We start from the raw sequence: 24,052 nt of genomic DNA, 5'->3' as shown, positions 1-24,052 counted from the left end.
ACCCTACCCCACGTCCCTACCCAAACCCACGGACAGTTGGGCAAAACTTTGAGCGGTACAGTCCCTCAGCTAGACCGGCCAGGCTGTTGCACGACCTGCTCGGCACTCATCTGGCCCTGATCGTCGAACCCCACGTTTTTCTGCGACGAGCCAAGTAGCTCGGCTTTTTTCGCGTGGTATTCCTCGAACGAAAGGCCACGGCGATTCAAGGCTTCAAGGGCCAGCTCGCGGGTCTCATCGGCAGTGTAGGGGCGCAGTTCCGGGGAAGAGCTGGCGCAGCCGCCCAGGAGGGTGGCGGTCAAGAGCAACAAAACGGCAAAGGTACGGTTCATGGCGGGTGTCCGGTGTTCTGGAGTTGGGCGATGAACAAAGGCTACTCGCCGGTCCTGCGCGGCAGAAATCAACCCTCTCGATAGTGGGTATTGCCTGCCTGGATCAGCCGTTGCGCTTAATCGACCAACTGGCAATGTAGCGCGTTGTCCAGGCTGCGCTCGATGTTGCGCAACACCTGGAACGAAGCGAACGTCACGGCCTTGGCGCGGTGAGCCTGGATCAGCCGCCAGAAACCCTGCTCGCCCTTTTCGACACTTCGAAGTGCCGCCTCGCCTGCCTCGCGGGTCTGCCACTGCAAATAGTTGAGCACGCGGCGACCATCGTCGCTGGCCTGGATACTGGCACTCAGGAACCCCTGGTGGTCCCGGGCCAGGCGCTCGGTCTGTTCCGACAAGGCGGTTACCAGCGCCTGCTGCCATTGAGGTTCGATGTCGAATTCCATCAGTTGGGTGAAACTGCGATTGTTCCTTGGCGATTGCATGAAAGGTCCCCTATGCAGGTCAGGCGAATCTTGCGATCCGAAGGCGTGCAGGGTAAAACCTCTAGTTAACTTGAGGTCAAGCAGTGAATTGAAACAATGGCGCAAATCGATATCCACAAGGAACTCACCGTCGGCCAAGTGGCGGCCCGCAGCGGCGTGGCGGTCACCGCCCTGCACTTCTACGAATCCAAGGGGCTGATCAAAAGCACACGTAACCCGGGTAACCAACGTCGTTACCCACGGGCAGTATTGCGTCGCGTGGCATTGATCAAGGTCGCCCAGCGCCTGGGCATTCCGTTGGCGGAAATCGGCGAGGCGTTGAACAACCTGCCAGACAACCGCGCCCCGACGGCCGCCGACTGGCAAACCCTGTCGGCGCAGTGGAGTCGGGACCTGGACGAACGCATCAACCAATTGGTGGCGCTGCGTGATCGACTCAACGGTTGCATCGGCTGCGGATGCCTGTCGATGGAAGCTTGTCCGCTGCGCAACCAGGGCGACGTACTGGGCCAACGCGGGCCGGGGGCTCATCTGCTGGAATAGCCTTAGCGTTCGTCGGCCCCTGCGTCCAGCCAGGGTCGCTGGCCTATAGTGGAGGAGCGCAAATCGACGAAGACTCTCTTCGCCTCCCTATAACAAAAGGAGAAACGTCATGGGCGTCAATGCCATTCCCGAAGGTTTCCATAACATCACGCCCTACCTGGGCATTCAAAAAGCTGCCGCAGCCATCGACTTCTACAAAAAAGCCTTCAATGCCACCGAGGTCATGCGCCTGGCCATGCCCGACGGGGGCATCGGCCATGCCGAGCTGCGGATCAACGGTTATCCGATCATGCTCGGTACGCCTTGCGATCAAGGCCCCCTGAGCAATCCGGATCAATCGCCATCGGTCGGCCTGCATTTATATGTCGAGGATGTGGACCGCGCATTTGCCCAGGCCATTGCCGCCGGCGGCACGGTGATTTCCGAGGTCAAAGACCAGTTCTACGGAGATCGCAGCGGCACCCTGAAGGATCCCTATGGGCATCTGTGGTTCCTCGCGACGCGCAAGGAAGACCTGAGCCAGGAACAGATCGAGCAACGGGCCAGGGAGATGTTTCAACAGCAAGGCTGACTTGTCCCCGCGCTCACCGGGTCGCCCTGTAGGAGCTGCCGAGTGCAACGAGGCTGCGATCTTTCCCCTGACACTTGAGTCCCAAGGGGAAAGATCAAAAAATCGCAGCCTTCGGCAGCTCCTACCACGCGAAACATTTTCTTTCATCTTCCCCTTCAGGATTACGATCGCTCGTTCGTCTTAATTAGATGCAGCAGGCCGCGTCGGCAAAAGCCACGGCCTGCCTTTTTTGGGTTCACGGTGTTGCAAAGCCCGCAATACGGAACCTTTCATCGAATCAAGACGTTCAATCATGTCGAAGAAATCCCGCTCCAAACTCTGGTTCCTGGTCCATAGCTGGCTGGCATTGCCCATCTGGTTCTTCGTACTCATCGTCTGCGTCACCGGCACCCTGGCGGTGGTCAGCCAGGAGATCGTCTGGCTGGCCAACCCCGACATGCGGGCCAACAAGCCCTCGGACGAGGCCACGTCACTCAGCTATGACCAGGTGATCGCCGCGATCAAGCAGGCCCAGCCGCAAACCCAGGTGCAAAGCATCATCCGTCCGGACGAGTCGCATTTTGCGCTGGAAGTCGGCGTGACCTACCCCGACGGACGCCCCGACACGGTGTACGTCAACCCGTACAGCGGCGTCATCCAGGGCTCGGCGCCGACATTCAATTTCCAGGCGTTCACCCGCGCCCTGCATGGCTGGTGGCTGGTACCGTTCACCAACGGCTACAGTTGGGGCTGGTACCTGGTGTCGTTCCTGGGCCTGCCCTTGCTTGCGTCCCTGGTGACCGGGCTGGTGGTCTACAAGCGTTTCTGGAAAGGCTTCTTCCGTCCTACCCTGCGGATTCGCCATGGCGCACGGATTTTCTGGGGGGATTTCCACCGGCTCAGCGGTATCTGGTCGATCTGGTTCATCGCGGTCATCTCCGTCACCGGCACTTGGTTCCTGATCCAGGCCTTGCTGGGCGACAACCAGATCTCCATTTCCAGCGAACCGGTCATCCCGGTGGTGGCCCGTGAAAACGTGCCGTTGTCCGTCGACGGCCAGGCGCCACCGCAGTTGAACCTGGACCGGGCCATCGAAATCGCCCAGCAACGCATCCCGGGACTGGAAGCGAGTTTCATCAGCCTGCCCGGCAATGCCTACAGCCATCTGGAAATCGGTGGCCGCGGCTGGTATCCGCTGATGTTCCAGACCGCCACCATCAATCCCTACAACGGCGACGTGGCGGCCTCCCGGTTGCTGTCGGACCGCACGACCCTGGAGTTCGTCACCGAATCCATGCGGCCCTTGCACACAGGGGACTTCGGCGGCCTCTGGATCAAGCTCATCTGGTTTTTCTTCGGTCTAGTCCTGAGCATGATGGTCCTCAGCGGGCTGCTGATCTGGACCAAACGCACGGCCCTGGCCACCGCCAATGCCTTCAAGCGTAGCCAGAAACCCACCCGTGGCGCCCGAATCGCGCAGGCACTGCAATCGTCGGAGGGCAGCCTGTGACCCCGTCCAATGCCGCTTCATCACCGTCACGCCTGAGTCTGTTCTGGCATAAATGGCGTTTCCATCTCAACGTGTTGTTGCTGCTGATTCCCCTGGGATTCATGCCCAAATACCTCTCCGAGGCCGCCCTGTTCCGCGGTGATGCAGGGCTTGGCGAGCGGGACATCGGCGAAGTCCAGGTCGGTCCCTGGAGCCTGCGCCTGGCGGAGTTTCGCAACGAAGCCCCACGGACCCAAGGGCCCGCCGGGCCGATGAAGCACTTCAACGCGGCCCTGTGCCAGAGCTGTATCGGCCAGGTCAAGGCCACCTACCTGCGCATTGGCAAACCCCGCAGCCTGCGCGCCGCCGGGGTGATTTTCTTTGGCTCGCCCTATCGTATGGGCGCCTTGTTGCCGGTCCCGCCAAAGACCCAGCCCGATGCCGAACTGTGGATAACCCTCGAGGGTTGGGACGGTTCGATGCATCAGGCCTCCATTCCCCTGAGCCAGGCCTCCCCGGCCACCCTCGCCTGGCTGAAGAACCAAGGACCCAAACCATGACCCTCCGCGTTTTATCCAAGGGCCTGGCGCTGTTGCTCTGCGCAGGCGCAAGCACCAGCGTCCTGGCCCACAACCCGATGTGCGAGTGCAAGGCCATCGACGCCGAACAGATCCAATGCACCGGCGGTTTTTCCGACGGCAGCGGCGCACCCGGAGTGACCCTGGACGTGATCGGTTATGACGAAACCATCCTCGTCCCGGGCAAGCTCGGCGCCGACTCGAAGCTGACCTTCAAGAAACCGAACGCTGAATTCTACGTGCTCTTCGACGCCGGCCCCGGCCACGTGGTGGAAATCGACCAAGCCGACATCGAGGCCCCATGAGCAACGCCACGACTCAAGTCATCCGCCCCGCTGGCGCGGGCCATGAAACCCTGTATGTGTTGCTGCTGTGCCTGGTCATCGTACTGGTGGCCGGGTCCGTGGTGGCCTGGCATGGCAAGGCCGAGGACACGCCTCACCTGGCCTCGAACCAGCTCGACGCCCGCCGCGACCTCAGCGCCGCCGAGCAAGGCATCTATGCCGACCTGCGGGTGACCCTGGATGAAATCCGCTTGCTGCGCGAAGACCAACAAACCCTGCCCGCCCCGCAAACCTTGGCCGAAGAAGGCTTCGCGCCGTTCGCCCAGGACGCCAGTTCCGTCAGCCGGGGCGGCCATGCCTGGCAACAACTCCAGGACCAGGCCTACTTCGGCGCCAGTGCCAATCCGTCGGTGGCCGGTTCGTTTCTGATGCGCATCGGCGAAGCGTCCGACGCCGCCCCGGACATCTGGCTCAACCGCGGCACTGGCCTCGCGACGCCCACCGCCCTGGACGATGCGGCGTTGTCCGCCGCCGGCTGGCAACAGATCGTCGCGCAATTCGATGCCGGCGTAACCCGCCAGCACCGGCACTGACCCCACGCCCTCATTCGAGAGAAGACCGTTTGCCCATGCCTATTGCATCCCAACGCCGACCCTTGCTGCGCTTGCTGTTGATCGGCCTGCTGGCCTGCCTGTTCACCTCGCCGGTGAGCGCCGAAACCGCCAAGCGCCTGCGCATCGGCATCACCTTGCACCCGTATTACAGCTACGTGGCCAACATCGTCGGCGACAAGGCAGAGGTCGTGCCGCTGATACCGGCGGGTTTCAACCCCCACGCCTATGAACCACGGGCCGAAGACATCAAGCGCATCAGCGGCCTCGACGTGATCGTGCTCAACGGCGTGGGCCATGACGACTTCGCCGACCGCATGATCGCCGCCAGCGAAACCCCGAACGTCAAAGTGATCGAGGCCAACGAAAACGTGCCCCTGCTGGCCGCCACCGGCACGGCGGCACGAGGCGCGGGCAAGGTGGTGAATCCGCACACCTTCCTGTCCATCAGCGCCTCCATCGCCCAGGTCAATAACATCGCCCGGGAATTGGGCAAGCTCGACCCGGACAACGCCAAGGCCTACACCCAGAACGCCCGTGCCTATGGCAAACGCCTGCGGCAGATGCGCGCCGCCGCCCTGGCGAAGCTGACCCAGGCCCCCAATGCCGAATTGCGGGTCGCCACGGTGCACGCCGCCTACGACTACCTGTTGCGCGAATTCGGCCTGGAAGTGACCGCCGTGGTCGAGCCGGCCCATGGCATCGAACCGAGCCCCAGCCAATTGAAGAAAACCATCGACCAACTGCGGGAGCTGGACGTGAAGGTGATCTTCTCGGAGATGGATTTCCCCTCCACCTACGTCGATACCATCCAACGTGAGTCGGGCGTGAAGCTGTACCCGCTCTCGCACATTTCCTACGGCGACTACAGCGCCGAGAAGTACGAAAAGGAAATGGCCGGCAACCTCGACACCGTGGTCCGGGCGATCCAGGAGTCCGGCGCATGACTGTCCCAGAACCCCTCACCCTGCAACGCGTCGGCCCCTTGATCGAGTTCGCCGAGGTCAGCCTGAACCTGGGTCGCACCACCATTCTCGACAACGTGGCCTTTCAGGTGGTGCCCGGCAGCGTCCATGCCCTGGTCGGTCCCAATGGCGGCGGCAAGAGTTCGCTGATCAAGACCTTGCTGGGGCAGATGCCGCACCAGGGACGCTTGAGCCTGCAATGGCCGGGCGAACCCGGAGTGATCGGCTACGTACCACAGGCGCTGGAATTCGACCGGGGCCTGCCCATGACCGTGGATGATTTCATGGCGGCGATGTGTCAGCGGCGGCCGGCCTTTCTCGGCTTGAGCAAGCATTACGCCGGCGCCATCGGCCAGGCCCTGGAGCGGGTCGGCATGCAGGACAAGCGCAAGCGGCGCATGGGCGCGCTGTCCGGCGGCGAGCGCCAGCGGGTGTTGCTGGCCCAGGGGTTGATTCCCTCGCCGCAATTGCTGGTGCTGGATGAACCGATGTCGGCCCTGGACGAGGCCGGTATCCAGGTGTTCGAACGGTTGCTGCAGGACTGGCGCCAGGCCGGGATCACCGTGCTGTGGATCGAACATGACCTGGAAGCCGTCGGGCGCCTGGCCGACCGTGTCACCGGCCTGAATCGCCGCGTGCTGTTCGACGGCCCGCCACGCCAGACCCTGACCCCGGAACGGCTGCTGACGCTGTTTTCCACCCATCCACGCACGAACGGGAGCGCGGCCTGATGAGTTATGAAGCCTTTCGTTTGATGGTCCAGGGCTGGGCCTCGGCCGGTTACCTGCCTGAAGCGCTGGCCTATGGGTTCGTGGTCAATGCGCTGTTGGCCGGGCTGTTGATCGGCCCGGTGCTGGGCGGCCTCGGCACGCTGGTGGTGGTCAAGCGCTTCGCGTTTTTCTCCGAGGCGGTGGGCCATGCGGCGCTCACCGGCGTGGCCATCGGCATCCTGCTCGGCGAACCCTACACCGGGCCTTACGGCAGCCTGTTCGGCTACTGCCTGTTGTTCGGCATCCTGCTCAATTACCTGCGCAACCGCACCGGCCTGGCGCCCGACACGCTGATCGGCGTCTTCCTGTCGGTGTCCCTGGCCCTGGGCGCCAGCCTGCTGTTGATCCTGGCGGGCAAGATCAATGTGCACATCCTGGAAAACGTACTGTTCGGCTCGGTGCTGACGGTCAATGGCAATGACCTGCTGGTGCTGGCGGTGGTCGGCTCGCTGGTGATGGCCCTGGCCTTGCCGCTGTACAACCGCATCATGCTCGCCAGCTTCAACCCGCAACTGGCGGCGGTGCGCGGGGTGGCGGTCAAGACCCTGGACTACCTGTTCGTGGTCCTGGTGACGCTGATCACCGTGGCGGCGGTGAAAGTCATCGGCGCCATCCTGGTGGGCGCGTTGCTGGTGATTCCCGCCGCGGCGGCGCGCTTGCTCAGTCAATCACTGAAAGGCTTTTTCTGGTGTTCAGTGCTGATCGCCACCGTCAGCACTTTGTGCGGGATCCTCGCGCCGATTGTGTTCGACCTGCCGATCCCGTCCGGCGCCGCGATCATCCTGGTGGCCGGCATCGCCTTCGCCCTGAGCGCCATCGCCCGTGGTGTCGTCCCCAGCCTCAAAGGGAATCTTGGATAAATGGTTTTTTCATTGCGACAACTGACCCTGGCCGTCGCGTTGTGCGGCGTGGCCGTCACCTCGTCATTCGCCAGCGAAAAGATTCGCCTGCTGGCATCGCTGCCAGTCACCTATGGATTGGGCGAAGCTTTGCTCAAGGGCACCGAGGTCAGCCTGGAACGGGCCGCGCCCGCCAATCTGCCCGGCACCCGCCAGAGTGCCTATTTCAGCGGTCGTGGTGCGCCGGCCTTGAGCAAACTGGCGAGCGCTGCCGATGGGGTGATCGGCCTGCGCTCGCTATGGCCGGACGATCCGCTGTACCCCATGGCCCGACGCAGCAATATCCGCATCGTCGAAGTCGATGCCGCGCGCCCGGTGGACGGCGCCCTTCCCGGTATCGCCGTGCAACCGGGCATGGCCGATGGCCTGGCGAGCCAGCCGTGGATGGCCAGCCATAACCTGGGGCGCATGGCCGACGTGATCGCCGCCGACCTGGTGCGCCTGGCCCCGGCGGACAAAGCGAAAATCGACGCCAACCTGGCGGCACTCAAGCAGCGCCTGCTCAAACTCAGCGCCGACAGCGAAAAACGCCTCGCCAGCGCCGATAACCTGAGCGTGGTCAGCCTGAGCGAACACTTCGGCTACCTGATCAGCGGGCTCAACCTGGACGCCATCAGCACCGATACCCGGCCCGATGCCGAGTGGACCGCCGAAACCCTCAAGCAATTGAGTACGACGTTGAAGGACAACGACGTGGCGCTGGTGCTCCATCATCGCCAGCCTTCGGATGCGCTGAAGGCAGCCATTGCCGAGGGCGGCAGCCAGTTGCTGGTGCTCAGCATCGATGCCGACGACCCGGTGGCAGAACTGGAGAGTAATGCAGGGCTGGTGGTCGCGGCGCTGACGAAGAAGGGCTGATTGCAGAAACGCAATCCCTGTGTGGGAGCGGGCTTGCTCGCGAAGACGGTGTGTCAGTCGCCATAAAAGTTGACTGTATGATCGCATTCGCGAGCAAGCCCGCTCCCACAGGTTTCACTTGAGGCTGGCTGTCAGCCCAAAACATCCCCCGGCACCCGCACGACCCCTTCCATCAACACCCGCGCGCTGCGGCTCATGATGGCTTTTTTAACGGTCCATTCGCCGTTGACCACGCTGGCCTCGGCGCCGACGCGCAGGGTGCCGGACGGGTGGCCGAAGCGTACAGCGTTACGCTCGATGCCGCCGGCGGCCAGGTTCACCAGGGTGCCGGAAATCGCCGCAGCCGTGCCGATGGCAACCGCCGCCGTGCCCATCATGGCGTGGTGCAGCTTGCCCATGGACAACGCCCGCACCAGCAAGTCGACATCCCCCGCCGCCACGGCTTTTCCGCTGGAGGAAAGGTAATCCGCCGGCGGCGCGACAAACGCCACTTTCGGTGTGTGCTGGCGCTGGGCCGCTTCGTCCAGGTGCTTGATCAAGCCCATGCGCAAGGCACCGTGGGCGCGAATGGTTTCGAACATCGCCAACGCCTTGGGATCGCTGTTGATCGCCCCCTGCAATTCAGTGCCGGTGTAGCCGACATCGCGGGCATTGATGAAAATCGTCGGGATCCCCGCGTTGATCAGCGTTGCCTTGAAGGTGCCAACACCGGGCACTTCCAAGTCATCCACCAGGTTGCCGGTGGGAAACATCGAGCCACCACCGCCCTCCTCCTCGGCCGCCGGGTCCATGAATTCCAATTGCACTTCGGCCGCTGGAAAGGTCACGCCGTCGAGTTCGAAGTCCCCGGTTTCCTGCACCACGCCCTCGGTGATCGGCACATGGGCGATGATGGTCTTGCCGATGTTGGCCTGCCAGATCCGTACCACGGCCACGCCGTTTTGCGGAATACGGTCAGGCGCCACCAAACCACTGCTGATGGCAAACGACCCCACCGCCGCCGACAGGTTGCCGCAGTTGCCGCTCCAGTCCACGAACGGCTTATCGATGGACACCTGGCCGAACAGGTAATCGACATCGTGGTCGGCCCGGGTGCTCTTGGACAGGATCACGGTCTTGCTGGTGCTGGACGTTGCGCCACCCATGCCATCGATCTGTTTCTCGTACGGGTCGGGGCTGCCGATCACCCGCAGCAGCAGGGCATCGCGGACCGGGCCAGGAACGCGAGCCGCTTCGGGCAGGTCTTGCAAACTGAAAAACACGCCTTTGCTGGTGCCGCCACGCATGTAGGTCGCGGGGATCTTGATTTGAGGCGAGTGAGCCATGTGCTCTAACTCCTGAAAAAGGGGCGGCCAGAGAACGGGCCACCCAAGCGATTTAAACAGCCACCGCCGATTCCAGGAAGTCCTGGGCAAAGCGTTGCAACACGCCCCCGGCTTCGTAGATCGACACTTCTTCGGCGGTATCGAGACGGCAGGTCACCGGTACTTGGATGCGCTCGCCGTTCTTGCGAGTGATGACCAGGGTCAGCGTCGCCCGCGGCGTGCGTTCGCCGATCACGTCATAGACTTCGCTGCCGTCGATGCCCAGGGTCTTGCGATCGGTGCCGGGCTTGAACTCCAGCGGCAACACGCCCATGCCCACCAGGTTGGTGCGGTGGATGCGTTCGAAACCTTCGGCGGCGATCGCCTCGACACCGGCCAGGCGCACGCCCTTGGCCGCCCAGTCCCGGGACGAACCCTGGCCGTAGTCGGCGCCGGCAATGATGATCAGCGGCTGCTTGCGCTCCATATAGGTCTCGATGGCCTCCCACATGCGCATGACCTTGCCTTCCGGCTCGACGCGGGCCAGGGAGCCCTGCTTGACCTTGCCGTTTTCCTGGACCATTTCGTTGAACAGTTTCGGGTTGGCGAAGGTGGCGCGCTGCGCGGTCAGGTGGTCACCGCGGTGGGTCGCGTAGGAGTTGAAGTCCTCTTCCGGCAGGCCCATTTTCGCCAGGTACTCGCCAGCGGCGCTGTCCAGCATGATGGCGTTGGACGGCGACAAATGGTCGGTGGTGATGTTGTCCGGCAACACCGCCAGCGGACGCATGCCCTTGAGCGGCCGAGCACCGGCCAGCGCCCCTTCCCAGTACGGCGGACGACGAATGTAGGTGCTTTGTGGGCGCCAGTCGTACAGCGGCGTCACTTTCGGCCCGGTGTCTTCCTGGATGGCGAACATCGGAATGTATACCTGGCGGAACTGCTCCGGCTTCACCGAAGCCTTGACCACCGCGTCGATTTCTTCGTCGCTCGGCCAAATGTCCTTGAGACGGATCTGGCGACCGTCCACCACGCCCAGCACATCTTTTTCAATGTCGAAGCGGATGGTCCCGGCGATGGCATAAGCGACCACCAGGGGTGGCGAGGCCAGGAACGCCTGTTTGGCGTACGGATGAATACGCCCGTCGAAGTTGCGGTTGCCCGACAACACGGCGGTGGCGTACAGGTCGCGGTCGATGATTTCCTGCTGGATCATCGGGTCCAGCGCGCCCGACATGCCGTTGCAGGTGGTGCAGGCGAAGGCCACCACGCCGAAGCCCAGCTTCTCCAGTTCGGACGTCAGGCCGGCCTCATCCAAGTACAGCGCCACGGTTTTCGAGCCCGGTGCCAGGGACGACTTGACCCACGGCTTGCGGGCCAGGCCCAGGCGATTGGCGTTACGCGCCAGCAGGCCGGCGGCGATCACGTTGCGCGGGTTGCTGGTGTTGGTGCAACTGGTGATGGCGGCGATGATCACCGCGCCGTCGGGCATTTGCCCGGGCACATCGTCCCACTGGCCGGAAATGCCTTTGGCGGCCAGCTCCGACACCGCGACGCGGGCGTGGGGGTTGCTCGGGCCAGCCATGTTGCGCACTACCGAGGACAGGTCGAAGGTCAGGCCACGCTCGTACTGCGCGCCCTTGAGGCTATCGGCCCACAGGCCCACGTGCTTGGCATAGGTTTCCACCAACTGCACCTGGGTGTCTTCGCGTCCGGTGAGCTTCAGGTAGTCGATCGTCTGTTGATCGATATGGAACATCGCCGCCGTAGCGCCGTATTCCGGGGCCATGTTGGAAATGGTCGCACGGTCGCCCAAGGTCAGGGCACTGGCGCCTTCACCGAAAAACTCCAGCCATGCCCCGACGACTTTTTGCTTGCGCAGGAACTCCGTCAGCGCCAGCACCATGTCGGTGGCGGTGATGCCCGGCTGCAGCTTGCCGGTCAGCTCGACGCCGATGATTTCCGGCAGGCGCATCCACGAGGCGCGACCGAGCATGACGCTTTCGGCCTCCAGGCCACCGACGCCGATGGCAATCACGCCCAAGGCATCGACGTGGGGGGTGTGGCTGTCGGTGCCGACGCAGGTGTCGGGGAACGCCACGCCGTCACGCTGCTGGATCACCGGCGACATTTTTTCCAGGTTGATCTGGTGCATGATCCCGTTGCCCGGCGGAATCACATCGACGTTCTTGAAGGCTTTCTTGGTCCAGTTGATGAAGTGGAAGCGGTCTTCGTTGCGGCGGTCTTCAATGGCGCGGTTCTTGGCGAAGGCTTGCGGATCGGCACCACCGCTTTCCACCGCCAGGGAGTGGTCGACGATCAGTTGGGTCGGCACCACCGGATTGACCTGCGCCGGGTCCCCCCCCTGCAAGGCGATGGCGTCGCGCAGGCCGGCCAGGTCCACCAGGGCGGTCTGGCCGAGGATGTCATGGCACACCACACGGGCCGGAAACCAGGGGAAGTCCAGGTCACGCTTGCGCTCGATCAGTTGCAGCAGCGACTCGCGCAGCGTGGCCGGGTCGCAGCGACGCACCAGGTTTTCCGCCAGCACGCGGGAGGTGTACGGTAGGCCGTCATAGGCGCCGGGGCGGATGGCATCCACGGCCTCGCGAACGTCGAAATAATCCAGCGAAGTGCCAGGCAGCGGTTTGCGAAATTCTGTGTTCATCGTCAGGACTCGGTCACGGTGGTTTCAGAAAGGCGCTTGCCACGACCATGATCGTTCCCACGCTCTGCGTGGAAACGCATCCAGTGACGCTCTGCGTCACAGGGACGCGGAGCGTCCCGGGCGGCATTCCCACGCAGAGCGTGGGAACGATCACAGCAATTAGCGTCAGCGCCCTCCAGCTCAGCGTTGTTCGATTGGCACGAACTTGCGCTGTTCGACGCCGGTGTATTCGGCGCTCGGTCGGATGATGCGGTTGTTGGCGCGTTGTTCGAACACGTGGGCGGCCCAGCCGGTCAGACGCGAGCAGACGAAGATCGGCGTGAACAGCTTGGTCGGGATGCCCATGAAGTGGTACGCCGAGGCATGGTAGAAATCGGCGTTGGGGAACAGCTTCTTCTGCTCCCACATGGTCTTGTCGATGGCTTCGGAGACCGGGAACAGCACGGTATCGCCCACTTCGTCGGCGAGTTTTTTCGACCAGCCCTTGATCACCTCGTTGCGCGGGTCGTTGTCCTTATAGATCGCGTGGCCGAAGCCCATGATCTTGTCCTTGCGCGCGAGCATGCCGAGGGTGCCTTCGATGGCCTCCTGAGGTGAGCTGAAACGCTCGATCATTTCCATCGCCGCTTCGTTGGCCCCGCCATGCAACGGGCCACGCAGCGAGCCGATGGCGGCGGTGATGCAGGAGAACAGGTCCGACAGCGTGGAGGCGCAGACCCGGGCGGTGAAGGTCGAGGCGTTGAATTCGTGCTCGGCGTAGAGGATCAGCGACACGTTCATCACCTTGACGTGCAGCTCGCTCGGCTTCTTGCCGTGCAGCAAGTGCAGGAAGTGGCCGCCGATGGACACTTCGTCGGTCACGCATTCGATGCGCTGGCCTTGGTGGCTGAAGCGATACCAGTAGCACATGATCGCCGGGAACGCGGCCAGCAGGCGATCGGTCTTGTCATGTTGCTGGGAAAAATCCTGCTCGGGTTCCAGGTTGCCCAGGAACGAGCAGCCGGTGCGCATCACGTCCATCGGGTGGGCGTCGGCGGGAATGCGCTCCAGCACTTCCTTCAAGGCTTGGGGCAGGTCGCGCAGCTGGCGCAGCTTACCGGTGTAGGCGTCCAACTGTGCCTGGGTCGGCAGTTCGCCGTACAGCAGCAGGTAGGCCACCTCTTCGAATTGCGCATCTGCCGCCAGGTCGCGAACATCGTAGCCGCGATAGGTCAGGCCGGCACCCGATTGGCCCACGGTGGACAATGCGGTTTGCCCGGCCACCTGGCCACGGAGCCCGGCGCCACTGAGTACTTTTGCTTCGGCCATTTGCTGTCTCCATTTTTTAGATTTGTAGAGAATGGGGGGGAAAGATCGCAGCCTCGTTGCACTCGACAGCTCCTACACAGCTCCTACGCGGCCCAACTCTGTAGGAGCTGTCGAGCGAAGCGAGGCTGCGATCTTTTCATTTTTTCGCCGCGAACAACGCATCGAGCTTCTGCTCGAAGGTGTGGTAATCGATGCGATCGTAAAGCTCCATGCGAGTCTGCATGGTGTCGATGACGTTCTGTTGCGTGCCGTCGCGGCGGATCGCGGTATAGACGTTCTCGGCCGCCTTGTTCATGGCCCGGAAGGCCGACAGCGGGTAGAGCACCAGGGACACGTCGGCACCGGCCAACTGTTCGGTGGTGTACAGCGGGGTCGCGCCGAATTCGGTGATGTTGGCCAGGATCGGGGCTTTCACGCGGCTGGCGAACAGCTTGTACATCTCAAGCTCGGTGATGGCTTCGGGGAAAATCATGTCCGCACCGGCCTCGATGCACGCGGCGGCGCGGTCCAGGGCCGATTCCAAGCCTTCCACCGCCAAGGCATCGGTACGGGCCATGATCACGAAACTGTCATCGGTACGGGCATCGACGGCGGCCTTGATGCGGTCGACCATCTCTTGCTGGGAGACGATTTCCTTGTTCGGACGATGGCCGCAACGCTTGGCACCGACCTGGTCTTCGATATGAATCGCCGCGGCGCCGAACTTGATCATCGACTTGACCGTGCGCGCCACATTGAACGCCGAGGAACCGAAGCCGGTGTCCACGTCCACAAGCAGCGGCAGGTCGCACACATCGGTGATACGCCGTACGTCGGTCAGCACGTCATCCAGGCCGGTGATGCCCAGGTCCGGCACGCCGAGGGAACCGGCCGCCACGCCGCCGCCCGACAGGTAGATCGCCTTGAAACCGGCGCGCTTGGCCAGCAGCGCGTGGTTGGCGTTGATCGTGCCCACCACTTGCAGCGGATGCTCGCTGGCGACCGCATCGCGGAAACGCTGGCCTGGAGTGCTGTTGCTCATGACTCACCTCGTTCAGTGGCGGCGCTGTCCTGGAAATGACGCGCGATATTGCGTTTGGAGGCGCCGATGTGCCGGCGCATCAATAATTCAGCCAGTTCGCCGTCACGGTCGGCGATGGCGTCGAGTATCCGGTGGTGCTCGGCAAAGGCCTGGCGCGGACGGTTGGGCGTGGTGGAGAACTGGATCCGGTACATGCGCACCAGTTGGTACAGCTCGCCGCACAGCATCTGCGTCAGGGTACGGTTGCCGCTGCCCTGGATGATCCGGTAATGAAAGTCGAAATCGCCCTCCTGCTGGTAATAGCCGACACCGGCCTGGAACGCCGCATCGCGCTCGTGGGTTTCCAGCACCCGGCGCAGTTCGTCGATTTCTTCCAGGGTCATGCGTTCGGCCGCCAGGCGGCAGGCCATGCCTTCGAGGGATTCACGGATTTCGTAGAGTTCCAGCAGCTCGGCGTGGCTCAGGGACACTACCCGGGCACCGACGTGGGGAATGCGCACCAGCAGGCGCTGGCCTTCCAGGCGGTGAATGGCCTCGCGCAGCGGCCCGCGGCTAATGCCGTAGGTACGCGCCAGCTCAGGCTCGGAGATCTTGCTGCCGGGGGCGATCTCGCCCTTGACGATGGCGGCCTGAATACGCCGGAAGACGTTCTCGGACAGGGTCTCCGAGTCGTCCTGGACCATCACCGGGGTTTCGAGCTGATCGAGCATATTGTCGACACCTTGAAAATCAATATGGCAAAAACTAACCAAATACGACCTTTACGTCAAAACAAAAATCAACATTGTCGACAATCGTCTAATAATCGCCCTGGAGATAACCCTGTTGCATGAAGACTCGTAGCCTCCGGCCAGCGGTGGCGTCAGAAAACCACCGTGCTAGAATGCCGCGGTTATTCGCCGCTCTCCTTTTATTAGAGAAAGGCTGCCTAGGGAGCTTGTGCAGTAATGCCAGGGCCTGAACCGATAAACGGAACGCTGCGCACCAGGATCTATGACACTCAAGCCCTTATCTGCCGCTTTCTACTTCATGTGCCTGCCGGGGCTTGCCGTGGCGGGTGAAAAAACCGTGTACGGCCTCAACGAATACGCCGCCCTGCAGGGTATCGACCTGGAGGTCGCCGCCAAGCTCGACACCGGCGCCAAGACCGCCTCCCTCAGCGCCCGGGACATCAAGCGCTTCAAGCGCAATGGCGAATCCTGGGTGCGTTTTTACCTGGCCATCGACGCAGCCCACTCGCACCCCATCGAACGTCCGCTGGCCCGGGTCAGCAAGATCAAGCGCCGCGCCGGTGACTACGACCCGGAAGAAGGCAAGAAATACACGGCCCGGCCGGTCATCGAACTGGACATCTGCATGGGCTCGGCCCTGCGCAGCATCGAAGTGAACCTGACCGACCGCAGCGCCTTCCAATACCCGTTGCTGATCGGCTCCGAGGCGCTCAAACGCTTCGACGCGCTGGTCGACCCCAGTCTTAAATACGCTGCCGGCAAACCCGCCTGCGCCAATGCCGCTCAAACCGCAGAGTAATTCCAATGCGCTCCCTTACCCTCCATTTGAAAATGCTGATCGCCATCCTGGTGGTGCTGGGCCTGTCGGTGACGGCCTATCAGATTTTCGTGCTCGGCATCCCGGTCACCGAAGACGCCACCGACGATTTGTGGAACATCGACGCCAAGGTCGAATTCGTGCCCAACGCCAAGGACCCGGTGAAGATCCAGATGTTCGTGCCGCCCCTGAGCCGCGACTACGTGAGCCTCAACGAGAGTTTCATTTCCAATAATTACGGCGTGGCGGTGAACCGGGTCGACGGTAACCGCAAAGTGACGTGGTCAGCCCGTCGCGCCAAGGGTAACCAGACCCTGTATTACCGCCTGGTACTGACCAAGCGTTACAGCGCCGAGAAAACCAAGGTCAAGGGCCCGACCTTCCGCGACAGCATCGCCGTCGAAGGCCCGGAGAAACTGGCCGCCGAAGCCCTGCTTGCGCCGATCCGCCAACATTCGGCCGACGTCGAGACGTTCATCAGCGAAGCGATCAAGCGGGTCAACAACCTCAACGACGACAACGTCAAGCTGTTGCTGGCCGGTGATCCTTCCTCGGCCAACAAGGCGCGCATCGTCGAATTGGTGCTGTCCATCGCCCACGTGCCGGTGGAAAAGGTCCACACCATCCGCCTGGTGGCCGACCAGCCGCAGACACCCGAGCTGTGGCTGCGCAGCTTCAACGGCACCGACTGGCTGTATTTCAACCCGGACTCCGGCGAACAAGGCCTGCCCACCGACCGCCTGCTGTGGTGGACCGGCGATGAAAACCTGATCACCGTCGATGGCGGCAAGAAAGCCACCGTCACCTTCAGCATGAACAACAGCGAAATGAACGCCATCCGCCTGGCCAAGCTGACGGACGAGAACACCGACGCCAACTTCCTCGAGTACTCGCTCTACGGCCTGCCGCTGCAAACCCAGCAAACCTTCATGATCATGGTGATGATCCCGATCGGCGTGCTGGTGATCCTGATCCTGCGCAACCTGATCGGCCTGCAAACCCTCGGGACCTTTACCCCGGTGCTGATCGCCCTGGCCTTCCGTGAAACCCAATTGGGCTTCGGCATCATCCTGTTCACGGTGATCACCACGCTGGGCCTGTCGCTGCGTTCGTACCTGGAGCACCTCAAGCTGCAGATGCTGCCAAGGCTCTCGGTGGTGCTGACGTTCGTGGTAGTGCTGATCGCCGCCATCAGCCTGTTCAGCCACAAGCTGGGCCTGGAGCGCGGCTTGTCGGTGGCGCTGTTCCCGATGGTGATCCTGACCATGACCATCGAACGCCTGTCCATCACCTGGGAAGAACGCGGCGCCGGCCACGCGATGAAAGTCGCCATCGGCACCTTGTTCGCCGCGTCCCTGGCGCACCTGATCATGAGCGTGCCGGAACTGGTGTACTTCGTGTTCACCTTCCCGGCGATCCTGCTGATCCTGGTGGGCTTCATGCTGGCCATGGGACGTTATCGCGGCTACCGCCTGACCGAGTTGGTCCGGTTCAAGGCCTTCCTCAAGGCAGACTCCTGATGTTCGGCTTCTGGAAGACCTGGAAGGCCCTGGAAGCGCGGGGCATCATGGGCATCAATCGGCGTAACGCCGACTACGTGCTCAAGTACAACAAGCGCAGCCTGTACCCCATCGTCGATGACAAGATCATCACCAAGGAACGGGCGATTGCCGCCGGCATCCATGTGCCGGAGCTGTACGGGGTGATCTCCACCGAGAAAGAAATCGACAAGCTCGACGACATCATCGGCGGGCGCACCGACTTCGTGATCAAGCCGGCCCAGGGCGCGGGCGGCGACGGCATCATCGTCATCGCCGACCGCTTCGAAGGCCGCTACCGCACGGTGTCCGGCAAGATCATCAGCCATGAAGAAATCGAGCACCACGTTTCCAGCATCCTCACGGGCCTGTATTCCCTGGGTGGACACCGTGACCGGGCGCTGATCGAGTACCGCGTGACGCCGGACCAGATCTTCAAGAGCATCAGCTACGAGGGCGTGCCGGACATCCGCATCATCGTGCTGATGGGCTATCCGGTGATGGCCATGCTGCGGCTGCCAACCCGTCAGTCCGGTGGTAAGGCCAACCTGCACCAGGGCGCCATCGGCGTGGGCGTCGACCTCGCCACGGGCCTGACCCTGCGCGGCACCTGGCTGAACAACATCATCACCAAACACCCCGACACCACCAACGCGGTGGACGGCGTGCAATTGCCCTACTGGGACGGTTTCATGAAACTGGCCGCCGGTTGCTATGAACTGTGCGGGCTGGGCTACATCGGCGTCGACATGGTGCTGGACCAGGAGAAAGGGCCGTTGATCCTGGAACTGAATGCCCGACCGGGCCTGAACATCCAGATCGCCAACGACTGCGGCCTGACCCTGCGCACCCACGCGGTGGAAGCCCGCCTGGAAGAACTCAAGGAACGGGGCGTTATCGAAACCGCGGAAGAACGCGTGGCGTTTGCCCAGGAGTTGTTTGGGCATATTCCGCCGGTTGAAGGGTGATCTCTCTAAACCTGCACACTGCAAATTGTTTGGACCGGGGACATTGTGGACTTGTGGCGAGGGGATTTATCCCCGCTGGGTTGCGAAGCGACCCCAAACAGGCAGATGCAACCAACCTGATGTACCGGGGTGGCAGATTTTAGGGTTGCTACGCAACCCAGCGGGGATAAATCCCCTCGCCACAGAATGTTCTCATCACAAATGTTTCCCCCCAGTCATCTTCGACAGCCCCAGACGTGCTCATCTCCGACATCCCCCTAGGAGCAAATCCTACAGGGGATTACAATCGCTCCCCCGCCTGAATGGCTGACCCGCCCCGCCCATGCCAACCTGCTCCGTACACCCGCTGCCCTACCGTACCAATCCCGCCGAGTATTTCGCGGCGATCCGTCATGCCCCGGGCAGCGTGCTGCTTGACAGTGGCCGGCCGAGTGCCGAGCGTGGGCGTTACGATCTGCTCAGCGCCTGGCCGCTGGCACAATTGGCGGTGTTGCCGAACGAGAGCGGCAGCGATTTCCTGCAACGCCTGCGCATCCAGCTGACGCAACTGGGCGATGCGGCGCTGCCGGCCACGGTACAGTTGCCCTTCGCCGGCGGCCTGATCGGCTACTTGAGCTACGACTTCGGCCGACACCTCGAAACCCTGCCGTCCCACGCCCAGGACGACCTGCAACTGCCCGACGCGCGTTTTGGCGTGTACGACTGGGCTTTGATCAGCGATCACCAGGCGGGCACCAGCCAACTGGTGTTCCATCCCCATTGTGGCGAAGGCGAACGCCAGCGCCTGATCGCGTTGTTCAGCCAACCGACCACCGCAACCGCTCCCTCGTTCAGCCTTGAAGGCCCGATGACGCCGGACCTCAGTGCCGAAGCCTACCGACAGGCGTTCGAACGTATCCAGGCATACATCCAGGCCGGCGACTGCTATCAGGTCAACTTTGCCCAACGCTTCCGCGCGCCCTGCCAGGGTGATGCCTGGGCCGCTTACCAGGCGTTGCGGGCGGCTTGCCCGACGCCGTTTTCCGGCTTCCAGACCCTGCCGGAGGGCGGCGCGGTGCTGAGCCTGTCCCCGGAGCGCTTCGTCAAAGTCAGCGAAGGCCAGGTGGAAACCCGGCCGATCAAAGGCACCCGCCCCCGCGGCACAACGCCCGAGGAAGATGCGGCCCACGCCGCCGAGCTGCTGGCCAGCCCCAAGGACCGGGCGGAAAACCTGATGATCGTCGACCTGCTGCGCAACGACCTGGGCCGCACCTGCCGTATCGGCTCGGTGCGGGTGCCAGAGTTGTTCAGCCTGGAAAGCTACCCGAACGTGCATCACCTGGTCAGCAGCGTGACCGGCGCACTGGCCGACGACAAGGACGCCCTGGACCTGATCGCCGGCAGCTTCCCCGGCGGTTCGATCACCGGCGCGCCGAAAATCCGCGCCATGCAAATCATCGACGAACTCGAGCCGACCCGGCGCGGGCTGTATTGCGGCTCATTGCTGTACCTGGACGTGCGCGGGGAAATGGACAGCTCCATCGCCATCCGCAGTTTGCTGGTCAAGGATGGGCAGGTGTGCTGCTGGGGCGGCGGCGGGATTGTCGCGGATTCGGACTGGGAGGCCGAGTATCAGGAGTCGATTACCAAGGTTCGGGTGTTGCTGGAAACCTTGCAGAACCTCCGAACAACTCCTAGGCCTCACTGATCGTTCCCACGCTCCGCGTGGGAATGCATTTAGTGACGCTCTGCGTCACAAGCGGACGCAGAGCGTCCAAGGGGCGGCATTCCCACGCGGAGCGTGGGAACGATCAACCCGCTCTGGTTTACAGGCTGAGATCGCGGTTCGAAGCCTTGAGGAATTCCTGCTTCAACTCGGCAAACGTGTGCACCGCCGGGAATTGCGGGAATTCACGGATCACGTTCTCCGGCGCATGGAACAGAATCCCGGCGTCGGCTTCGCCCAGCATTGTGGTGTCGTTATAAGAATCGCCCGCCGCAATCACTCGGTAGTACAGGCTCTTGAAAGCCAGAACCGACTGGCGCTTGGGATCTTTCTGACGCAACTGGTACCCCGTCACCCGCCCGCTGTCATCGGTAATCAAGCGATGGCAGAGTAAAGTCGGGAAGCCCAGCTGGCGCATCAACGGTTGGGAAAATTCGTAGAACGTGTCGGAAAGAATCACCACCTGGAAGCGCTCGCGCAGCCAGTCGACGAATTCGATGGCGCCGTCCAGCGGCTGGAGGGTGGCGATGACTTCCTGGATGTCGGAGAGCTTGAGGCCATGCTCATCAAGGATGCGCAACCGTTGCTTCATCAACACGTCGTAGTCGGGAATGTCCCGAGTGGTTGCCCTGAGGGATTCAATCCCGGTTTTTTCGGCGAAGGCGATCCAGATCTCCGGGACGAGCACACCTTCCAGGTCGAGACAGGCAATTTCCACAAGACACTCCCATTTTTTCTGATGTTTATCGGTTGAGCGGACAAAAGGCCTGCCGACTCTAGCCATTCGCCAGTGCCCGCGCAACGCACAGGAGCGCGCCAGCCCCGACAGCTTTTGTTACCATCAGCCCCATATAGAGCGCCCAGCGCCACCGACCTGTAGGAAACCGCCCTGATGAGCCCATCGTTCGACGTCGTGGAACTCGCCACGACCTATGCCAACAAGTCCCCCCAGGACATCCTCAAGCTGGCCTTCGCCGAGTTCGGCGACGACCTGTGGATATCGTTCAGTGGTGCCGAAGACGTGGTGCTGGTGGACATGGCCTGGAAACTGAACAAGAACGTCAAGGTGTTCAGCCTCGACACCGGTCGCCTGCACCCGGAGACCTATCGCTTCATCGATCAGGTGCGCGAGCACTACAAGATCGACATTGAACTGGTCTCGCCGGACTACACGAAACTTGAACCCTTCGTGAAGGAAAAAGGCCTGTTCAGCTTCTATAAGGACGGTCACGGCGAGTGCTGCGGCATCCGCAAGATCGAGCCCCTGCGACGCAAACTGACCGATGTCCGCGCCTGGGCCACCGGCCAGCGCCGTGACCAGAGCCCCGGCACCCGCAGCCAGGTGGCGGTGTTGGAAATCGACACGGCGTTTTCCACCCCGGAGCGCACCCTGTACAAGTTCAACCCCCTGTCGCAGATGACCAGCGAAGAAGTCTGGGGCTACATCCGCATGCTCGAGCTGCCTTACAACAGCCTGCATGAACGCGGCTTCATCAGCATCGGCTGCGAACCCTGCACCCGCCCGGTGCTGCCAAACCAGCACGAGCGCGAAGGCCGCTGGTGGTGGGAAGAAGCCACGCAGAAAGAATGCGGGCTGCACGCCGGGAATATCATTGCCAAATCCAAGACCGTCTAAGCGGTCGTCGTCCTCTGTACACAAAAATGTCACCACAAGTGGCATTTTTGTGTGCACCTATGTCGTCACTGCCCCGAAAAGTTACACCCAATTCCCCGCTCCACCTGGCTTCCTTCCTCCACTGGCGTTCGCCAAAAAATAAATACCTGTTTAAACGGTCAGCTTTAAATCTCCATATTTCAGCTAGTTACTCAAAGACCATAACGAAACGAAATTAGCGTCACCTTGGATAGATCCGTAAGTGGCATAAATCTGGCTTGAGTCGACAAGTGTTTTGTATACAACATTCATAAAACATACACACACTTTAGATCCGCAAGCCTGAAGCGCCCTATCCCGTACAGGCTGCAGATGCCCCGTAACCAATGATGCTCGCCCGCCGCGACGAAGATTTGTCGAGCCCCGCGCTCATGCACAGTCATCGCAGCGCCGAGAATCAGGAGCCTGCCGGAATGCGTACAAGTCTCTCCAATAACATCGCGCTGGATCTGCCCTCCTCCACCACTGCCCTCGATGACAAGGCCGCAGCCTCCCTGGCCCTGAGCCCGCGGCTGCACAACGAGGACCTGGCGCCGACCAAGGCCGAAGGTCGCCGCTGGGGCCGCTACAGCATCTTCGCCCTGTGGACCAACGACGTGCACAACATCGCCAATTACTCCTTCGCCATCGGCCTCTATGCCTTGGGGCTGGGTGGTTGGCAGATCTTGCTGTCCCTGGGGATAGGCGCGGCATTGGTGTATGGCTTCATGAACCTGTCCGGCTACATGGGCCAGAAAACCGGGGTGCCGTTCCCGGTGATCAGCCGGATCAGCTTCGGGATCCACGGCGCGCAGATTCCTGCGTTGATCAGGGCGGTCATTGCGATTGCCTGGTTCGGGATCCAGACCTACCTGGCGTCGGTGGTGTTCCGCGTGTTGCTGGTGGCGATCCACCCGGGCTTCGCCGACTACGATCGCGACTCGATCCTGGGCCTGTCGAGCCTGGGCTGGGTGTGTTTCGTGGCGATCTGGTTCGTGCAACTGGTGATCCTGGCCTACGGCATGGAGACGGTGCGCCGTTATGAAGGTTTCGCCGGTCCGGTGATCCTCGTGACCGTCGCGGCCCTGGCCGGTTGGATGTATACCCAGGCCGGCGCCACCATTGCCTGGTCGATCCGCGAGCCGCTGACCGGTGGCGAAATGTGGCGCAATATCTTTGCCGGCGGCGCGCTGTGGCTGTCGATCTACGGCACCTTGATCCTCAACTTCTGCGACTTCGCCCGCTCCTCGCCGTGCCGCCGAACCATCATCGTCGGCAATTTCTGGGGCCTGCCGGTGAACATCCTGGTGTTTGCCGGGATCACCATCCTGCTCTGCGGTGCGCAGTTCCAAATCAACGGGCAAATCATCGAAAGCCCGACCCAGGTCGTCGCCTCGATCCCCAACACGTTCCTTCTGGTGCTGGGCTGCCTGGCCTTCCTGATCGTCACCGTGGCGGTGAACATCATGGCCAACTTCGTCGCCCCGGCGTTCGTGCTCAGCAACCTGGCACCCAAATACCTGACCTTCCGCCGCGCCGGGCTGATCAGCGCCGCCATTGCCGTGCTGATCCTGCCGTGGAACCTGTACAACAGCCCGCTGGTGATCGTGTATTTCCTGTCCGGCCTCGGCGCCCTGCTCGGGCCGCTGTACGGGGTGATCATGGTCGACTACTGGCTGCTGCGAAAAGGCCGCATCAACGTGCCGCAACTGTACAGCGAGGACCCAAACGGTGCGTATTTCTACAGCAAGGGCGTCAACCTGCGTGCGGTGGCGGCGTTCATTCCGGCCGCGCTGATCGCGATCATCCTGGCCCTGGTGCCCGGTTTTGAAGCCGTTTCACCGTTTTCCTGGCTGATTGGCGCTTCGATTGCAGGGCTGCTGTACCTGATCATCGCCAAGCGCGAACCGTATTACGAGGACGTCAGCGGCGAATCCATCGCTGTGGATAACGTTCATCATTGATCCCTCAAACGGCCCG

Annotated in this window: 24 protein-coding genes; 16 read left to right on the top strand and 8 right to left on the bottom strand. The window is 62.3% G+C overall.

The genetic code is table 11. The features are described 5' to 3' along the window. Positions 1-65 precede the first annotated feature (65 nt). Positions 66-332, bottom strand: a complete 267-nt coding sequence (locus BM317_RS15395) for a hypothetical protein (protein ID WP_053123631.1) — start codon at positions 330-332, stop codon at positions 66-68. A 116-nt stretch (positions 333-448) separates the two neighbouring features. After that, positions 449-814, bottom strand: a complete 366-nt coding sequence (locus BM317_RS15390; RefSeq protein ID WP_060741364.1) for an antibiotic biosynthesis monooxygenase — start codon at positions 812-814, stop codon at positions 449-451. A gap of 96 nt (positions 815-910) precedes the next feature. Here BM317_RS15390 and soxR point away from each other — a divergent pair, with 96 nt between their 5' ends. The 10 genes from soxR (at position 911) to BM317_RS15340 (ending at position 8,361) form a co-directional block, all read left to right on the top strand. Next, positions 911-1,357: a redox-sensitive transcriptional activator SoxR gene (gene soxR / locus BM317_RS15385; RefSeq protein WP_060741363.1), complete on the top strand. Its 447-nt coding sequence runs from the start codon at positions 911-913 to the stop codon at positions 1,355-1,357. 109 nt (positions 1,358-1,466) lie between these two features. Next, positions 1,467-1,928, top strand: coding sequence for a VOC family protein (locus BM317_RS15380; protein WP_092168709.1), 462 nt, complete (start codon positions 1,467-1,469; stop codon positions 1,926-1,928). Positions 1,929-2,220: 292 nt separating this feature from the next. Then, positions 2,221-3,417, top strand: coding sequence for a PepSY-associated TM helix domain-containing protein (locus BM317_RS15375; protein ID WP_092168706.1), 1,197 nt, complete (start codon positions 2,221-2,223; stop codon positions 3,415-3,417). Next, complete coding sequence (locus BM317_RS15370; protein WP_092168703.1) at positions 3,414-3,956, top strand: thiamine pyrophosphate-binding protein; 543 nt, start codon at positions 3,414-3,416, stop codon at positions 3,954-3,956. Before BM317_RS15375 ends, BM317_RS15370 begins: the two co-directional genes overlap by 4 nt. Beyond that, a complete protein-coding gene (locus BM317_RS15365; RefSeq protein WP_092168700.1) occupies positions 3,953-4,279 on the top strand; it encodes a hypothetical protein in 327 nt (108 codons plus the stop codon). Before BM317_RS15370 ends, BM317_RS15365 begins: the two co-directional genes overlap by 4 nt. Continuing rightward, a complete protein-coding gene (locus BM317_RS15360; RefSeq protein ID WP_092168698.1) occupies positions 4,276-4,851 on the top strand; it encodes a DUF6162 family protein in 576 nt (191 codons plus the stop codon). The genes BM317_RS15365 and BM317_RS15360 overlap by 4 nt, the downstream gene beginning before the upstream one ends. A 35-nt stretch (positions 4,852-4,886) precedes the next feature. Beyond that, positions 4,887-5,816 (top strand): metal ABC transporter solute-binding protein, Zn/Mn family, encoded by a 930-nt coding sequence (locus tag BM317_RS15355; protein WP_060741357.1) that lies wholly within the window; start codon positions 4,887-4,889, stop codon positions 5,814-5,816. After that, positions 5,813-6,565, top strand: coding sequence for a metal ABC transporter ATP-binding protein (locus BM317_RS15350; protein ID WP_092168695.1), 753 nt, complete (start codon positions 5,813-5,815; stop codon positions 6,563-6,565). The genes BM317_RS15355 and BM317_RS15350 overlap by 4 nt, the downstream gene beginning before the upstream one ends. Continuing rightward, positions 6,565-7,464, top strand: a complete 900-nt coding sequence (locus BM317_RS15345) for a metal ABC transporter permease (RefSeq protein ID WP_014339414.1) — start codon at positions 6,565-6,567, stop codon at positions 7,462-7,464. The genes BM317_RS15350 and BM317_RS15345 overlap by 1 nt, the downstream gene beginning before the upstream one ends. Next, the gene (locus BM317_RS15340; RefSeq protein WP_092474889.1) at positions 7,465-8,361 is read left to right on the top strand and encodes a metal ABC transporter substrate-binding protein; all 897 of its coding nucleotides are present in this window, start codon (positions 7,465-7,467) and stop codon (positions 8,359-8,361) included. It abuts the gene before it with no gap. 131 nt (positions 8,362-8,492) lie between these two features. Here BM317_RS15340 and prpF read toward each other — a convergent pair whose 3' ends face one another. From prpF to BM317_RS15315, 5 genes are all read right to left on the bottom strand, one after another. Then, positions 8,493-9,686 (bottom strand): 2-methylaconitate cis-trans isomerase PrpF, encoded by a 1,194-nt coding sequence (prpF, locus tag BM317_RS15335; RefSeq protein WP_092474886.1) that lies wholly within the window; start codon positions 9,684-9,686, stop codon positions 8,493-8,495. A 52-nt stretch (positions 9,687-9,738) separates the two neighbouring features. After that, positions 9,739-12,330 carry a Fe/S-dependent 2-methylisocitrate dehydratase AcnD gene (gene acnD / locus BM317_RS15330; RefSeq protein ID WP_092474883.1) on the bottom strand — a complete coding sequence of 864 codons (2,592 nt, stop codon included), beginning with the start codon at positions 12,328-12,330 and terminating at the stop codon, positions 9,739-9,741. Positions 12,331-12,510: 180 nt separating this feature from the next. After that, positions 12,511-13,638: a bifunctional 2-methylcitrate synthase/citrate synthase gene (gene prpC, locus BM317_RS15325; RefSeq protein ID WP_063325004.1), complete on the bottom strand. Its 1,128-nt coding sequence runs from the start codon at positions 13,636-13,638 to the stop codon at positions 12,511-12,513. Positions 13,639-13,774: 136 nt separating this feature from the next. Continuing rightward, complete coding sequence (gene prpB / locus BM317_RS15320; RefSeq protein ID WP_030137801.1) at positions 13,775-14,659, bottom strand: methylisocitrate lyase; 885 nt, start codon at positions 14,657-14,659, stop codon at positions 13,775-13,777. Further along, positions 14,656-15,369: a GntR family transcriptional regulator gene (locus BM317_RS15315; RefSeq protein ID WP_060741351.1), complete on the bottom strand. Its 714-nt coding sequence runs from the start codon at positions 15,367-15,369 to the stop codon at positions 14,656-14,658. The genes prpB and BM317_RS15315 overlap by 4 nt, the downstream gene beginning before the upstream one ends. A gap of 283 nt (positions 15,370-15,652) precedes the next feature. Between BM317_RS15315 and BM317_RS15310 the strand changes: the two genes are divergently transcribed. The 4 genes from BM317_RS15310 (at position 15,653) to pabB (ending at position 20,400) form a co-directional block, all read left to right on the top strand. After that, positions 15,653-16,189: a retropepsin-like aspartic peptidase RloA gene (locus BM317_RS15310; protein WP_053186065.1), complete on the top strand. Its 537-nt coding sequence runs from the start codon at positions 15,653-15,655 to the stop codon at positions 16,187-16,189. A gap of 5 nt (positions 16,190-16,194) precedes the next feature. Next, positions 16,195-17,727 (top strand): osmotic stress tolerance membrane protein RloB, encoded by a 1,533-nt coding sequence (locus BM317_RS15305; protein ID WP_060741350.1) that lies wholly within the window; start codon positions 16,195-16,197, stop codon positions 17,725-17,727. Next, positions 17,727-18,713, top strand: a complete 987-nt coding sequence (locus BM317_RS15300) for an alpha-L-glutamate ligase-like protein (protein WP_092168683.1) — start codon at positions 17,727-17,729, stop codon at positions 18,711-18,713. Before BM317_RS15305 ends, BM317_RS15300 begins: the two co-directional genes overlap by 1 nt. A gap of 322 nt (positions 18,714-19,035) precedes the next feature. Then, complete coding sequence (gene pabB, locus BM317_RS15295; protein WP_092168681.1) at positions 19,036-20,400, top strand: aminodeoxychorismate synthase component I; 1,365 nt, start codon at positions 19,036-19,038, stop codon at positions 20,398-20,400. A gap of 118 nt (positions 20,401-20,518) precedes the next feature. Here pabB and thrH read toward each other — a convergent pair whose 3' ends face one another. Continuing rightward, a complete protein-coding gene (gene thrH / locus BM317_RS15290; RefSeq protein WP_092168678.1) occupies positions 20,519-21,136 on the bottom strand; it encodes a bifunctional phosphoserine phosphatase/homoserine phosphotransferase ThrH in 618 nt (205 codons plus the stop codon). A 174-nt stretch (positions 21,137-21,310) separates the two neighbouring features. Here thrH and BM317_RS15285 point away from each other — a divergent pair, with 174 nt between their 5' ends. Then, on the top strand, positions 21,311-22,054 hold the full coding sequence (locus tag BM317_RS15285; RefSeq protein ID WP_063325000.1) for a phosphoadenylyl-sulfate reductase: 744 nt from the start codon (positions 21,311-21,313) through the stop codon (positions 22,052-22,054). 452 nt (positions 22,055-22,506) lie between these two features. After that, the gene (locus BM317_RS15280; RefSeq protein WP_092474880.1) at positions 22,507-24,036 is read left to right on the top strand and encodes an NCS1 family nucleobase:cation symporter-1; all 1,530 of its coding nucleotides are present in this window, start codon (positions 22,507-22,509) and stop codon (positions 24,034-24,036) included. Positions 24,037-24,052 lie beyond the last annotated feature (16 nt).

Origin of the sequence: Pseudomonas sp. NFACC24-1, from assembly GCF_900115235.1 — a bacterium.
GTDB lineage: Bacteria > Pseudomonadota > Gammaproteobacteria > Pseudomonadales > Pseudomonadaceae > Aquipseudomonas > Aquipseudomonas fluorescens_AA.
The sequence above is the reverse complement of the archived record's forward strand: the minus strand, read 5'-3'. Positions and strand labels throughout refer to the sequence as shown.